At 65.3% G+C, this 13,419-nt stretch carries 11 protein-coding genes; 1 reads left to right on the forward strand and 10 read right to left on the reverse strand.

Annotated features, from left to right (window positions below):
- Positions 1 to 5 precede the first annotated feature (5 nt).
- Positions 6 to 3,539 carry a DNA polymerase III subunit alpha gene (dnaE, locus tag JY96_RS16885; protein ID WP_035039270.1) on the forward strand — a complete coding sequence of 1,178 codons (3,534 nt, stop codon included), beginning with the start codon at positions 6 to 8 and terminating at the stop codon, positions 3,537 to 3,539.
- Here dnaE and JY96_RS16890 read toward each other — a convergent pair whose 3' ends face one another.
- From JY96_RS16890 to JY96_RS16935, 10 genes are all read right to left on the reverse strand, one after another.
- Positions 3,540 to 4,670 (reverse strand): LytR C-terminal domain-containing protein, encoded by a 1,131-nt coding sequence (locus tag JY96_RS16890; protein WP_035039273.1) that lies wholly within the window; start codon positions 4,668 to 4,670, stop codon positions 3,540 to 3,542. It abuts the gene before it with no gap.
- A gap of 18 nt (positions 4,671 to 4,688) precedes the next feature.
- A complete protein-coding gene (locus tag JY96_RS16895) occupies positions 4,689 to 5,609 on the reverse strand; it encodes a type II secretion system F family protein (RefSeq protein WP_035039276.1) in 921 nt (306 codons plus the stop codon).
- 12 nt (positions 5,610 to 5,621) lie between these two features.
- The gene (locus JY96_RS16900; RefSeq protein WP_035039279.1) at positions 5,622 to 6,593 is read right to left on the reverse strand and encodes a type II secretion system F family protein; all 972 of its coding nucleotides are present in this window, start codon (positions 6,591 to 6,593) and stop codon (positions 5,622 to 5,624) included.
- A 19-nt stretch (positions 6,594 to 6,612) separates the two neighbouring features.
- The gene (locus tag JY96_RS16905; protein ID WP_081961352.1) at positions 6,613 to 7,986 is read right to left on the reverse strand and encodes a CpaF family protein; all 1,374 of its coding nucleotides are present in this window, start codon (positions 7,984 to 7,986) and stop codon (positions 6,613 to 6,615) included.
- A 95-nt stretch (positions 7,987 to 8,081) separates the two neighbouring features.
- A complete protein-coding gene (locus JY96_RS16910; protein ID WP_052162659.1) occupies positions 8,082 to 9,275 on the reverse strand; it encodes an AAA family ATPase in 1,194 nt (397 codons plus the stop codon).
- 25 nt (positions 9,276 to 9,300) lie between these two features.
- Positions 9,301 to 9,759: a TadE/TadG family type IV pilus assembly protein gene (locus tag JY96_RS16915; RefSeq protein ID WP_035039282.1), complete on the reverse strand. Its 459-nt coding sequence runs from the start codon at positions 9,757 to 9,759 to the stop codon at positions 9,301 to 9,303.
- A gap of 28 nt (positions 9,760 to 9,787) precedes the next feature.
- Entirely contained in the window at positions 9,788 to 10,291 is a 504-nt protein-coding gene (locus tag JY96_RS22470) for a TadE/TadG family type IV pilus assembly protein (protein ID WP_052162660.1), read from the reverse strand.
- A 9-nt stretch (positions 10,292 to 10,300) separates the two neighbouring features.
- Complete coding sequence (locus JY96_RS16925; protein ID WP_035039285.1) at positions 10,301 to 11,542, reverse strand: pilus assembly protein TadG-related protein; 1,242 nt, start codon at positions 11,540 to 11,542, stop codon at positions 10,301 to 10,303.
- A gap of 21 nt (positions 11,543 to 11,563) precedes the next feature.
- Positions 11,564 to 11,878, reverse strand: coding sequence for a hypothetical protein (locus JY96_RS16930; RefSeq protein WP_052162661.1), 315 nt, complete (start codon positions 11,876 to 11,878; stop codon positions 11,564 to 11,566).
- On the reverse strand, positions 11,875 to 13,416 hold the full coding sequence (locus JY96_RS16935; RefSeq protein WP_081961662.1) for a type II and III secretion system protein family protein: 1,542 nt from the start codon (positions 13,414 to 13,416) through the stop codon (positions 11,875 to 11,877). The genes JY96_RS16930 and JY96_RS16935 overlap by 4 nt, the downstream gene beginning before the upstream one ends.
- Positions 13,417 to 13,419: the final 3 nt, after the last annotated feature.

A 13,419-nucleotide genomic window follows, 5' to 3' on the forward strand; every position in this document is an offset into this window, starting at 1 on the left:
CCTGGATGCCTTTCGTACACCTGCGCTCCCACACAGAATTTTCGGTCGTTGACGGCACCGTTCGCATCGACGACCTGGTCGCTGCCGCCGCCAAGGACAAGCAGCCGGCCGTGGCCGTCACCGACCTGAGCAACCTGTTCGGGGCGCTCAAGCTGTACAAGGCCGCGCAGAAGAAGGGCGTTCAACCCATCATCGGCGCCGATGTGTGGCTGGAGCCCGAAGAAGCCGGCAAGGCGCCCACGCGCCTGCTGCTGCTGATCCAGAACCGCAAGGGCTATCTGCGCCTGTGCGAACTGCTGGGCGAGGCCTGGACGGCGCCCGGCCAGCGCACGCATGCCTGGGTGCACTGGGCCTCCCTGGCGGCCAACAACGAGGGCCTGATCTGCCTGTCTGGCGCCGAAATGGGCATGGTGGGCCAGGCCTTGCTGATGGGGGATGTGGCCAAGGCCGAGGCCCAGGCGCGCAAGCTGGCCGAGACCTTCCCGAACCGCTTCTACATCGAGCTGCAGCGCGCCGGGCACAGCACCAACGAGCCCTACATCCGCGAAGCCGTGCCCCTGGCCGCGCGCCTGAAACTGCCCGTGGTGGCGACCCACCCCATCCAGTTCCAGGAGCCCGATGACTTCCAGGCGCACGAGGCGCGCACCTGCATCGCCGAAGGCGAGACCCTGGGCAACCCCAAACGCGTCAAGCGCTTCACGCGGGATCAGCACTTCAAGACCACGGCCGAGATGGAGGCCCTGTTTGCCGACATCCCCTCGGCCATCAGCAACACGCTGGCCATTGCCCGCCGTTGTTCGTTGACCCTGGTGCTGGGCAAGCCGCAGCTGCCCAACTTCCCCACGCCCATCATGCCCAATGGTGAGCCGCAGCCCATGGAAGACTTCTTCCGCGAGCTGTCGCACGCCGGCCTGGAAGAGCGTTTGGTTCACCTGTTTCCTGATGAGGCCGAACGCGAGGCGCAGCGCCCACACTATGTCGAGCGCCTGGACTTCGAGATCAACACGATCCTGAAGATGGGCTTCCCGGGCTACTTCCTGATCGTGCAGGACTTCATCAACTGGGCCAAGAACAACGGCTGCCCCGTGGGGCCGGGCCGGGGCTCCGGTGCCGGCTCGCTGGTGGCCTATGCGCTCAAGATCACGGACCTGGACCCGCTCAAGTACAACCTGCTGTTCGAGCGCTTCCTGAACCCTGAACGCGTCTCGATGCCCGACTTCGACATCGACTTCTGCCAGGGCAACCGCGACCGCGTCATCGACTACGTGAAGGACCGCTACGGCCGCGATGCCGTCTCGCAGATCGCCACCTTCGGCACCATGGCGGCCAAGGCCGCGCTGCGTGACGTGGGCCGCGTGCTGGGCATGGGTTATGGCCAGGTGGACGGCATCGCCAAGCTGATCCCGGCGCCCCCGGGCAAGACCGTGACGCTGGCCAAGGTGCCCGCCGAGCCGGACCCCGGCATCATCTACGCCCGCAAGGAAGCGCCCGAGCTGGAAGAGCGCGAGAAGGCCGAAGAAGAAGTGGCCTCGCTGCTCGAACTCGCCATGCGCGTGGAAGGCATGGTGCGCAACATCGGCATGCACGCAGGGGGCGTGCTGATCGCGCCCGGCAAGATCACCGACTTCTGCCCGCTGTACCAGCAGCCCGGCAGTGAATCGGCCGTGAGCCAGTACGACAAGGACGACGTGGAAGCCATCGGCCTGGTGAAGTTCGACTTCCTGGGCCTGGCCACGCTGACCATCCTGGAGCTGGCCAAGGACTACATCATCGCCCGCCACCCGGATCAGAAGGACTTCGACTTCGCCAAGATCCCGCTGGACGATACGGCCTCGTACCGCTTGCTGTCAGAAGGCAAGACCGTGGCCGTGTTCCAGCTTGAATCCCGCGGGATGCAGGGCATGCTGCGAGACGCCAAACCCAGCGTCTTCGAGGACATCATCGCCCTGGTGGCGCTGTACCGGCCAGGCCCGATGGATCTGATCCCTTCCTTCTGTGCGCGCAAGCACGGCAAGGAAGAGGTGACCTACCCGCATCCGCTGATGGAGCAGGTGCTCAAGGAAACCTACGGGATCATGGTCTACCAGGAGCAGGTGATGCAGGTGGCCCAGATCGTGGGGGGCTACTCACTGGGCGGCGCCGACTTGCTGCGCCGCGCCATGGGCAAGAAGAAGGTCGAGGAGATGCAGCACCACCGCGGCATCTTCTCGGAAGGCGCGGCCAAGAACGGCATCAGCAAGCAACTGGCCGACGAAATCTTCGACTTGATGGAGAAGTTCGCGGGCTACGGCTTCAACAAGTCGCACGCCGCCGCGTATGCCTTGCTGGCCTATCACACGGCCTGGTTGAAGGCGCACTACACCGCCGAATTCTTCTCAGGGAACATGAGCGTGTCGAGTGACGACACGGACAAGCTCAAGATCTTCCATGACGATGCCACGCAGAACTTCGGCATCACCTTCACGCCGCCCGATGTGAACCAAGGCGAGTGGCGCTTCGTGCCCACGGGCAACAAGACCATCTGCTACGCGCTGGGTGCCGTCAAGGGTACGGGCCAGGGCGCCATCGAAGCCCTGGTGCGCGAGCGCAAGGAGAACGGGCCCTTCAAGAGCTTCTTCGATTTCTGCGCGCGGGTGGACCGCAAGCAGGTCAACAAGCGCGTGGTCGAGGCCCTGATCAAGGCCGGTGCCTTTGACTCGCTGGAGCCGCATCGTGCCGGCCTGCTGGCCAGCGTGGGCCTGGCCTTCGAGTACGCCGACACGCTGGTGGCCAATGCCGACCAGGGAGGCCTCTTTGATTTTGGCGACAGCCATGCAGCCTCGACCAACGAGCCCGAGCTGGTGCCCACCGAGATGTGGACGCTCAAGGAGCGCTTGTCGCTGGAAAAAACGGCCATCGGCTTTTACCTCTCAGGCCACTTGTTCGACGAGGCTGAACCGGAGGTGCGCCGTTTTGCCAGGCAGCGCATTGGCGACCTGAAAGACAGCCGCGACCCGCAGGTGGTGGCCGGCATCATCAGCGAGCTGCGCGTCATCAACGGTGTGCGCGGCCGCGTGGCCATCTTCAAGCTCGACGACAAGAGCGACGTCATCGAGGCCGTGGCCAATCAGGACACGCTGGACGCCAACAAAGACCTGCTCAAGGACGATGAGCTGGTCATCATCACCGGCAAGGTACAGACCGACCGCTTCTCGGGTGGCCTGCGCCTGAACGTGCAGCAGGTGATGAGCCTGCCGGCGGCGCGTTGCCGTTATGCCCGTTTCGTGCGCGTGCTGGCCAAGGACCAGAAGCTGCCCGTGGCCGACATCCTGCGCGAGTTCCCTGCGCGCCAGATCGAGGCGCCCCAGCCTGATCTGCCGCCCACCATACAAGGGCTGCCGATTCGCGTGGTGGTGGAGCGGCGCACCCCGGACATCTCGGCCAGGGCCGAGGTGGAGCTGGGCGACAAGGCACGCATGTTCCCCAGTGACCAGGCCCTGCAGCGCTTCAAGGAGCTGATGCCCGAGGGGCAGGCCATGGTGGTGTACGGCGAGGGCTGATCAGTCCAGCGATGCGACCTGGATGGCGGGGCTGCCCACGCATTCGCCACGGCTCAGGCAGGCCGCAGCCACCTGGCTGAGGTTACGGCCCAGCACCACGCGCACATCGGCACGCATGCCGTCTTGCAGGCTGGCCGAGGCCTCTTCCAGCTCGCTGCTGGTGGGCAGCAGCCGGGCCAGCGCGCGAGCCTCTGCGGCCTTGCCTGGGCGGTAGACGATGCGCGTGTTCGACACATCGAACTTCGCCATGTTGGCGATGCGATTGGGCTTCAGGCCTTGACGGGCCAGCGCGTGGCTGAGCCCTTTGGCCGCGCCCGCAATGCCGTTGCCGTTGAACACCTCCACCGTCAGCCCCGTGAGGGTGACGGACATGGTGGAGGCGGGCACGGCCTGGTCGTTGAGCGCCACCGATGTGAGTGGCACCACCTTGATGTTGTCGGCGCCCTTGAGCTGCAGCGGCTCGGCGGAGGCCGTGGTCGTGATCTGCGGCAAGGGGGCCACATTCGGTGTTTGCTGAACACCCAGCACGGTGGTGAGCCTGAGGGCCATCTGGGTCACCCCGGACAAGGTCGGTTCGGCTACAGGCGCCGCCGGGCTGGTGGCCTCACGCGGCTCGACCTGGGCCACGGTCATCGACATGGCCGATTGCGCCAGCATGGCCAGGTTGTAGCGCGCCTGGGCGTGCGTCGGGTCTGCCTGCAGTGCAGCCTTGAACATGGCCACGGCCTCATCGCGTTCGCCCTGCAGCTTCAAGGCATTGCCCAGGTTGTTGAGGATGCGGGCGTCGTGTGGTGCCAGCGAGGCCGCTTCTCGCAAAGAGCTGATGCCCTCGGGCAAACGCCCCATGCGCGCGAGACACAGGCCCAGGCCATGGTGGGCATCCGCACGGCCGGGGGCCGCGCCCACGGCGCGTGCCCACCAGATGGCGGCGTGCTCCAGCTGGTTTTCCGCCTCCGCTTCGCGTGCCCGCACCATGTAGCCGTAGGACAGGTCCACCTGCCCACCCTGCTTGACCTGGTAGTTCGGTTTCACCTGGAGCGCCTGCGGCCCCATCGGGTTGTGCGCGCAGCCTGAGAGCGCCAGGCCAATCAGGATGGTGCCGCAGGACAGGGCGAACTTGGGCTGTGACATGGGGGTGTCCTTCCTTGGCTACTTGGCCGTGAAGATGCCGACCAGCTGGATGATCGAGGGGCCGACCAGCACGAACAGCAGGGCCGGGAACAGGCACAACACCAGCGGGAACAGCAGCTTGGTGCCAATCTTGGCGGCCTCTTCTTCGATGCGCTGGCGGCGGCGTGTGCGCATGGTCTCGGAGTGCACGCGCAGCGCCTCGGCGATGCTGGTGCCGAAGCGCTCGGCCTGCATCACCATGGTCACGAAGCTGTCGACCTCGTCCACGCCGGTGCGGCCGTAGAAATTGCGCAAAGCCATGGCCCGGTTGAGGCCGGCGCGTGTTTCCATGCCGATGATCCGCAGTTCCTCACCCAGCACCGGGTTGCTCATGCCGATGTCTTCGGCGACCCGCGACATGGCCGAATCCATGCTCAGGCCGGCCTCCACGCACACGGTCATGAGGTCAATGGCATCGGGCATGCCCTCCACGATGCGCTGGCGGCGGTGCCTGACGGCCCACTTCAGGAACAGGCTGGGCAGGTAATAACCCAGCGCCGCGGGCGCCAGCACGGTCATGATGTTGAACGAACGCGGGCCCACCGTGCTGAAGGTCAGCACAGACAGGGTCAGCAAGGGCAACAGCAGCGTGAGCGCCGCCTTGGCGCCGAAGTAGGCGGCGGGCGCCGATTTCTGACGCAGGCCGGCATGGGCCAGCGTCAGCGAGATTTCGTTGAAGCGGTCCTCGTCGGGGGTGGCCAGCTTGCCGATGGGTTCGGTGACGCGGGCCAGCACGTTGATGAGGTGGTTGCGCCTCACGCGGCGCGCGGCATGGGGCGAGGCATCGACGAGGTCTGCCAGACGGCGCCGGGCCTCGTCAGGGAAGAAGATGTCGAACACCCACACGGCAAACAGCGCAGCTGCCGCGAAGATGAAGAGCAGGACCAACCAGATTGACATGTGTGGCACTCCTCAGGCCCTGATGCGCACAATGCGCGTGATCCACAGGATGCCCAGCGCCATCAGCACCAGCATGCGGAACAGCCACATCCGGCCGGATGGGTCCGTCCAGATCAGGGACATGGATTTGGGGTTCAGGTACATCAGGAAGGCCGCCATGCCAAAAGGCAGCAGGCTCAGGATCCAGGCAGACATGCGGCCTTCGGCGCTGCGGATGCGCACCTCGCCGATCAGCTTGAACCGTTCGCGCATCAGCTTGGCCAGCTTGTCCAGCAACTCGGCCAGGTTGCCGCCGGTTTCACGTTGCACGGTCAGCACCACGGCCAGGAAGGACACCTCGCGCAGCGGCACGCGGTCGACCAGGCCTTGCAGCGCATCGTTGAAAGGGATGCCCAGCGTGACTTCGTCCGACATCTCGCGCAATTCGGGGCCCAGCGGACCGGGCAGCTCGTCGCCGCACATCTTGATGGCCACGGACAGCGCATGGCCCGCCCGCATGGCGCGGGCCACCATGTCCAGCGCCTCGGGGAACTGCTGCTCCAGGCGCTTGATGCGTTTGTCGCGGCGGTAGCTGATGAACCACCAGGGCGCCGCACCAATGGACAAGCCCACGGCCGCACCAAAGGGCAGGGGCCGCCCCGTGACGGCCGCCGCCAGGATGCCGGCCAGCAACAACGCGGCCGAGATGAGCACCATGTCTGCGGCATGCAGGCCGGCGTCAGCCTGGTGAACATACAGGGTCAGCCGCTTGCCAATCGGGTTCCCCAGCATCCAGCGGGCGAGCTCGCCAATACGGGCTTGCTCTTCCTCCCGCGTCAGGCGCAGTTCAACCTGCCTGCCGGTGTCGTTGAGTTGCGCCAGGCGATTGCGGATGCGCCGGGCTTCCCGCGAGCGACCGGCAAAGAAGGTGTGATACAGCCCTTCGAGTACCAGCACCACGGCCAGAAAGGCCAGGATGACGAACATCAGGTAGGTTGCGTTCATGACTTGCTCCTGATGTGCTTCACACGTTGTGTTTGACGGGCTCGAACAGCCGCTCGGGCAGGTGGATGCCCTTGGACACCAGCTTGTCCCACAGCTTGGAGCGCACGCCCGTGGCGGTGAAGTGGCCCTGGACCACACCGTTGGCGGCCACGCCGGTCTGCTTGAAGACGAAGAGCTCCTGCATGGTGATCACATCGCCTTCCATGCCGGCGATCTCGGTGACGCTGGTCAGGCGGCGCGTGCCGTCGGTCAGGCGGTTGACCTGCACGATGACGCCGATGGCCGATGCAATCTGGCTGCGTGCGGCGCGGGCGGGCAGGTCCACACCCGCCATGGCGACCATGCTTTCCAGGCGGGCCAGCGCATCACGCGGGGTGTTGGCGTGAATGGTGGTCATGGAGCCCTCGTGGCCCGTGTTCATGGCCTGCAGCATGTCCAGCGCCTCGGGGCCGCGTGTTTCGCCCAGCACGATGCGGTCAGGGCGCATCCGCAGGGCGTTGCGTACCAGTGCGCGCTGGTTGATCTCGCCGCGGCCTTCGATGTTGGCCGGGCGGGTTTCAAGGCGCACCACATGGGGCTGCTGCAGCTGCAACTCGGCGGCGTCTTCGATGGTGACGATGCGCTCGTTGGTGGGCACGTAGCCGCTGAGGATGTTGAGCAGCGTGGTCTTGCCCGAACCCGTGCCACCCGAGATCACGATGTTGACCTTGGCCTCTGCGGCCGCGGCAAGGAACAAGGCCATCTCCTCCGACAGGGACTTGAAGCCCAGGAGGTTGCTCATCTGCAAGGGCGTGGCGGAAAACCGCCGGATCGAGAGAATCGGGCCATCGATCGCCAGGGGCGGGATGATCACGTTCACGCGGGAGCCGTCGTCCAGGCGGGCATCGGCCATCGGGCTGGACTCATCGACGCGCCGCCCCACACGGGAAACGATCTTGTCGATGATCTTCATCAGGTGGGCGTTGTCGGCGAACGCGATGTTCGTCAACTCCAGCTTGCCCATGCGCTCCACGTACACCTGCTGAAAGGTGTTGACGAGGATGTCCGACACGGACGGGTCCTGGAGCAGGGGCTCGATGGGCCCCAGCCCCAGCATCTCGTTCTGGATCTCGGTGACCAGTGCGCGCCGCTCCGAGGCATTGAGGGCGATGCTCTGCTCATGCAGCAGCTGTTCGACCAGCAGGCGCAGCTCTTCGCGCAACCGGTCGGGCGGCAGCCTGTCCAGGGCTTCGATGTCCAGGCGACGCAGCACCTGCTGGTGCACCTGCGATTTGAGTTGCTGGTAGGCCCGCGTGGCAGCAGGGTTGGCGTCCACCGGGGCTGGCACCGCGCCTGTCGGTATCAGCTTGGACAGGGCTGCGCGGGTGATGGCTTCATCGTCAGGTGGCGGCATCACGCTGTCGGGGGCGCCGGACGGAGCCGTTGTGGTGAGTGCTTTCTCACCGCCTCCACCGCCACCGGCACCCAGGCCGAGACGTTCTCTCAAACTCATACCGATACCCCGTCACCACGTTTGTCGAAGAACTTGCCCAGCATGCCCTTGATGCCCGCGTTGCCTGCGTCCACAGGCGCCTGGCCGGTGATGCTGGAGGCCAGTTCATGGATGGCCAGCGTCACCGGGCTGCGCGGTGCAATGCGCGAAACCGGCACGCCCTGGTTCACCGAGTCGGCCACCACGCCATAGTGGTTGGGGATGGTGCTCAGGTGCTGGATGTTCAATGTGCGCTTCAGGTCGTGCAGCGTCAGCTGGCCGCCCGCTTCGAAGCGGTTGACGATCCAGTTGATCTTGCTGGGCGGATAGTCCAGCGACGTGAAGATCTGCTGCAGCCGCTTGCCGTCGCGGATGAAGGGCAAGGTCAGTTGCAGCACGGCATAGACCTGGTCGGCCATGTCCAGTGCCTGCAGGGCCACGGCATTGAGCGTGCGGCCCAGGTCAATCACGATGTAGTCGAACTCGTTCTGGGCCGTGTGCAGCAGGGTGCGCACGTGTTCGGCGTGCACGTCTTCGGCAGCAGCCGGGTCTTCAGGTGCCGGCAGAACGAGCAGGCCGGGGCTGACTTCCAGCATCGACGCACGCAGCAACTCCTGGTCAAGCCGTTCGCTGTTGCGTGCCACTTCGGCTACGTTGCTGGAGGCCTGCTGGCTGCTGATGAACAGCAAGGCGTCGCCGAACTGCAGGTTGAAATCGAACAAGGCCACCTTGCGCGTGCCTTCGGCTGCCAGGTCCACCGCCAGGTTGGCCGCCAGGAAGGTGGCGCCGCTGCCGCCCTTGCAACTGATGAAGCACAGGATCTTGGCCTTGCGGGTGGGGCGCAGCGCACCGCCTTTCTTGCGGGCCAGGCGCTCGACAGCCTGGGCCACCGCCACGCCATCGGGGTTGCCGGGCAGCACTTCGCGCACACCGGCGCGCATCAGACTGACCAGCGTATCCGCATCGGGCTGCAGGCCGACGATCACGCAATCAAGGTAGGGCAGGTCCTGTGCCAGGGCCTGCAAGGCGGCGAAGTCATCGGGCTTTCGGGCCTCCACCACCAGGATGTCGGGCACATCCTCCTTGATGGCGGCTTGCGCCTCGCTCAAAGACCCGTAGGCGCTGGTGATGTGCAGGCTTCGGGGGGATGCGCGCAGCGACGCTTGCCAGCCTTGAGCGGCGGTGGGACTGCAGACCAGATGGATGTGCATAGGCGTTCAGTGGCAAATGGCTACGTCAACTGCAGAAGCCGTTGTTGGTGCTCACCATGAGCTCACGCGGCGCGGTGGTCGACACGGTGGGCAAGGTGAGGTTGAGCGGAAACACCGGGATGACGGTCGGGACGGGGACACCGCTGAGCGCGACCCGGACATAGGCGCAGTCCGACGTGCTGGTGCAGCTGGTGCTCATGTCGCTTTTCATGCGCGTGATCGTGACGTAGCTGCTGTAGTCGCTGGGGATCTGCGGCAGGATGGCGCGCATGCGGTTCACCGCCAGGTTGACCGTGGTGTCGTTGGGGTCGCACAGGGCGATGGTGCGGGCGCCGATGCGGGTGGCCTCGGAGGCGACATTGCGCAAGTAGGCAAACCGGGCCAGTTCGATGGCGCCCAGGAACAGGGGCATGAAGAGCACGAAGCTCAGGGCAAACTCGACAGCCACGACGCCTCGGGCCGCGCGGGCAGGCGTGCTGTTCATGAGGAGGGGTGGGCGATGTGTGTTCATCTCAGCCCACCCTGGGAAGCGTCACGGAAATGGTCTTGAACAGCATGTCGGCGACCGTTTGCGGGAAATAGGAGATGAGGGTCAGGTTGCTGACCTGCACCTGGACCAGGTTCACGGTGCCGGCACCGGTGACGGGCTGGTTGGTCATGCTGGCGGTGCTGGCGCCCGGGATGTCGCAATAGCTGGGCGTGCAGAACTGGATGGCCGTGCTGGAGGCGGTGAGCTCGCTGGTCAAGGCCGGCCCGCTGTTGGAGAAGCTGCCGTAGATCACCAGATTGCGGGCCCTGCTCACTTCGGTGGCACCAACGGTGGGCGAGGTGGCCAGGTAACGTGCAGCCGTTCTGGTCGACTGCGCGATCTCGTTGTAGGCATACATGGCGCGCCCCAGGTCGAGTGCACCAAACATCATCGTGGCCAGCAGGACGGTGACCAGCGCCAGTTCGATCACCACGACGCCGCGTGTGCGCAGGCTGCTGGGGGATGAAGGGCGTGATTTGCGCATCATGGGTCCCCGTCAGTTCACCAGCGTGGCCACCGAGTTGCCGATCCCGCTGCCGGAGGGGTCGGGCAGGCCGCTGATCTGGCACGGTGTGCCGCTGGTGCCGGGCTTGCCCAGGTATTGCAGGTACAGCGGGGTGCTGTTGGCACCGTTGCCGTTGTCCATGGGGTTGAGCATCAGCACGCAGGCGCTGTCCGTGACCTTGGGTGCAGCAGAATTGCAGTCCGCCACGATCAGGGTCAGGATGCGGCGGTCCCGGCCGTAGGTCTGCAACTCGCTTGTGGTGGCGATCTTCTTGTAGGCGCTGTTGCTGAAAGATTTGCCGCCGCTCTGATCCACATAGGCCGCTTTGGAGAAGGGCGTGTTGCTGGCCCGCTGGACGAGGTAGTCGTCGTAGGCGTTGGTCGCATTCAGCGGGATGCTGGCCGTCGGGTAGGCATAGCCGGTCTTGTCCGGCATCGGCGTGGTGGACAGCGTCAGATCGGTTGAGGCCGATTTGTACAGGCCGAAGCGCGAGTTGTATTCGTCGCTCACACCGCTGGCCACGCCGGGGAAGGTGACGGGGTCGCCCTTGCCGGCGCAGGTGTTGTCGTTGGACGAGAGCCCGGCGGCAATGGTGCTGGCACCCCCTTTGCCGGACAACAGCGCCCACTTGAACACGGTGCCACCCAGCGTGCCCTTCTTGTCGGCATAGGCTTCGGTCAGCCACTGCCCCTTGGTGTAGGTGGGGCCACTGCACACGGCAATCGGCGCGTTGGTGCACATGTTCTGCCCGCCAGAGAGCGTGGCCACGGCCACGGCCTGGGCCTGCATGCTGTTGATGCCCAGCACGCTCAGGAAGGCCGGCGCGATGGTGCTGGGCTTGATCGTGCACTTGGCATAGCGCGACGCGTTCTGCGACTTGTCGAAAGTGCCATTGCTGCTGGTCGAGAACGTCACATCGTTTTCGGTGATGGCCACGCTCTTGCTCTGCAAATCCATCTTGTTGCGGTTGGCCAGGTTCACACCACGCTTGGCGGCGCGGCTCAGGCAACTCGCATCACCTGCTTCGCACACCAGCTCGGTGGCAGCCGCGAGGGCACAGGCATCGGCGGCCGACTGCAGTTCGCTCTTGTTGCTCAGCAGCCGGCCGCCGTCCAGCGCCAGGCCGAGCGCACCGAGCAACACCACCATGGCAATGGCCACAAAGATGGCGAACGCACCGTGCTGGCGCTGCCTGCCGGCTGCGCCTGGAGGGGCAATGCGTCGGGTGCTCATGGCGGGCTCGTCCAGCGTGGTTCAGCGGTTCGAGTTCGTGCCGGTGCTGCCACCCACGCCACTGACCGTCGGGATCTCGCCGGTCTGCGGGTTGCGGTAGCTCTCCAGCAGGCGCTCGGAACTGGCGCGCACGGTGCGGCCGTCGGCGCCCAGGGGTTTGGCTTCGTTGGCCGCGCTGGCCTCGGGGTTGATGCGCTGCTGCACATTGAGTTGGTGCACCGATTCACCGAAGTGGGCATCCAGGATCGGGGAGGTCGAGGCGCAGCCGCCGATCAGGATGGCGGTACTCAGCAGGGTGCCCAGGGCAGCCCTGTTCAGGCATGAAGAGTGGTTCATGGTTTGTCCTTGGGCGTGCTCAGGTCGAAGCCACCGTTGCTGGCGGGTTGGCGAGAAGGGGCGGGTGCGGGGGCGCTGCCGGCTGCGTCACCATCGGGCTTGCTGCCTTCGGTGCGGCCATTGAGGATCACGTCACTGCGGCTGGGGGGCACGTAGTTGTCCGTTGGCAGCTTGTAGTCGGCCGGCAGTGACTTGACGAGGCGCGGCGTGATGACGAACACCAGCTCGGTGCGATTGGTCTGGAACTGCGAGCTTCTGAACAGCGCGCCGATGACAGGTAACTCACCCAGGAAGGGGAAGGCGCTGATGTTGGTTGTGGCGTTGTTCTTGACCAGTCCACCGATGGCAAAGCTCTGGCCATCGGCCAGTTGCACCGTGGTTTCGGCCTTGCGCGAGGTGAACGAGGGCAGCACGGCGTTGCCATTGAGGCCTGCGATGGTCACGCCCGAGGCATTGAGCTCGGACACCTCGGGGCGCACGTGCAGGTTGATGCGGCCACCACCCAGCACCGTGGGCGTGAAGCTCACGGCCACACCGAACTCTTTTTCTTCCAGCGTGATATTGGTGCCGCCAGACGAGTTGTTCTGACTCACCGGTATGAGCACCTTGCCGCCGGCCAGGAAGCTGCCTGTCTGGCCGCTGATGGCCATGATGGTGGGCTCGGCCAGCACCTTGATCAGCTCATCGTTCTTCTGGGCGTTGATGAGGACACTTGTGGTGTACTTGGAGCGCGCACGGCTGAAGGCGATACTGCCGCCGAGGTTGCCTCCTGGGCTGACGCTCAACAGGTTGCTCAACAGCTGGATGCTGTTCCCGGAACTGTTCTGATACCGAGAAAAGTCCACGCCAAACTCGTCGAGCAGTGTCTTGGAGATCTCGGCCACCTTGACCTCCAGCATGACCTGCTGCGGTGCGCCCACGCTGAGCATGTTGATGACCTTGGCGTTGCGGTTGTTGGTGCTGCCTGCCCCGCTGGCCGAGCCGCCGCCCACAAAGGCCTGCGCCAGATCCACCACGCGGTTGACGGCCTCGCTGTCAGACACCTCGCCCGACAGCACGATGGCGTCGTTGGCCGTGGTGACCTTCACATTCTTTTCGTCCGGGACCAGGTCGCGGATCAAGGTCTGCAGGCCCAGCGCGTCCATGCTGACCAGCACGTCAAAGGCCGTGCACACATTGCTGCGGTCCATCAGCACTACGTTGGTCGTGCCCAGTGACTTGCCCAGCAGGTAGACCTCGCTGGGACTCAGCAGCATCACGTCCACGTCTGCCGCACCCAGGCGCGGTGCGCCTGCCGGGTTGGCCGCTGCGGCATTGGCCGGGGCAGGCGCCGAGCCCAGCACGATGCGCTGGATGGGGGCCTGGGGCCGGATGATGGTGGACTTGCCCAGGGCGACCTTGACCACGGGGGCGATGTCGACACGGCTGCAGCTGGCGTTGGCAGCCATGGCCTGGCTGGTGGCCAGGCAGCAAGTCAGGGCTGCGGCCCAACTCAGGGTGGACCGTGCCAGCGTGAGAGGACGGTTTGATTGGCTCATGTT

The organism is Aquabacterium sp. NJ1 (assembly GCF_000768065.1).
GTDB lineage: Bacteria > Pseudomonadota > Gammaproteobacteria > Burkholderiales > Burkholderiaceae_C > Aquabacterium.

Excerpts from the sequence above, each read along its gene's own strand:
- JY96_RS16925 (WP_035039285.1), bottom strand. The coding sequence starts at position 11,542 with ATGAGCACCCGACGCATTGCCCCTCCAGGCGCAGCCGGCAGGCAGCGC.
- JY96_RS16930 (WP_052162661.1), bottom strand. The coding sequence starts at position 11,878 with ATGAACCACTCTTCATGCCTGAACAGGGCTGCCCTGGGCACCCTGCTG.
- JY96_RS16890 (WP_035039273.1), bottom strand. The coding sequence starts at position 4,670 with ATGTCACAGCCCAAGTTCGCCCTGTCCTGCGGCACCATCCTGATTGGC.
- JY96_RS16900 (WP_035039279.1), bottom strand. The coding sequence starts at position 6,593 with ATGAACGCAACCTACCTGATGTTCGTCATCCTGGCCTTTCTGGCCGTG.
- JY96_RS16905 (WP_081961352.1), bottom strand. The coding sequence starts at position 7,986 with ATGCCGCCACCTGACGATGAAGCCATCACCCGCGCAGCCCTGTCCAAG.
- dnaE (WP_035039270.1), top strand. The coding sequence starts at position 6 with ATGCCTTTCGTACACCTGCGCTCCCACACAGAATTTTCGGTCGTTGAC.
- JY96_RS16910 (WP_052162659.1), bottom strand. The coding sequence starts at position 9,275 with ATGCACATCCATCTGGTCTGCAGTCCCACCGCCGCTCAAGGCTGGCAA.
- JY96_RS22470 (WP_052162660.1), bottom strand. The coding sequence starts at position 10,291 with ATGATGCGCAAATCACGCCCTTCATCCCCCAGCAGCCTGCGCACACGC.
- JY96_RS16935 (WP_081961662.1), bottom strand. The coding sequence starts at position 13,416 with ATGAGCCAATCAAACCGTCCTCTCACGCTGGCACGGTCCACCCTGAGT.
- JY96_RS16915 (WP_035039282.1), bottom strand. The coding sequence starts at position 9,759 with ATGAACAGCACGCCTGCCCGCGCGGCCCGAGGCGTCGTGGCTGTCGAG.
- JY96_RS16895 (WP_035039276.1), bottom strand. The coding sequence starts at position 5,609 with ATGTCAATCTGGTTGGTCCTGCTCTTCATCTTCGCGGCAGCTGCGCTG.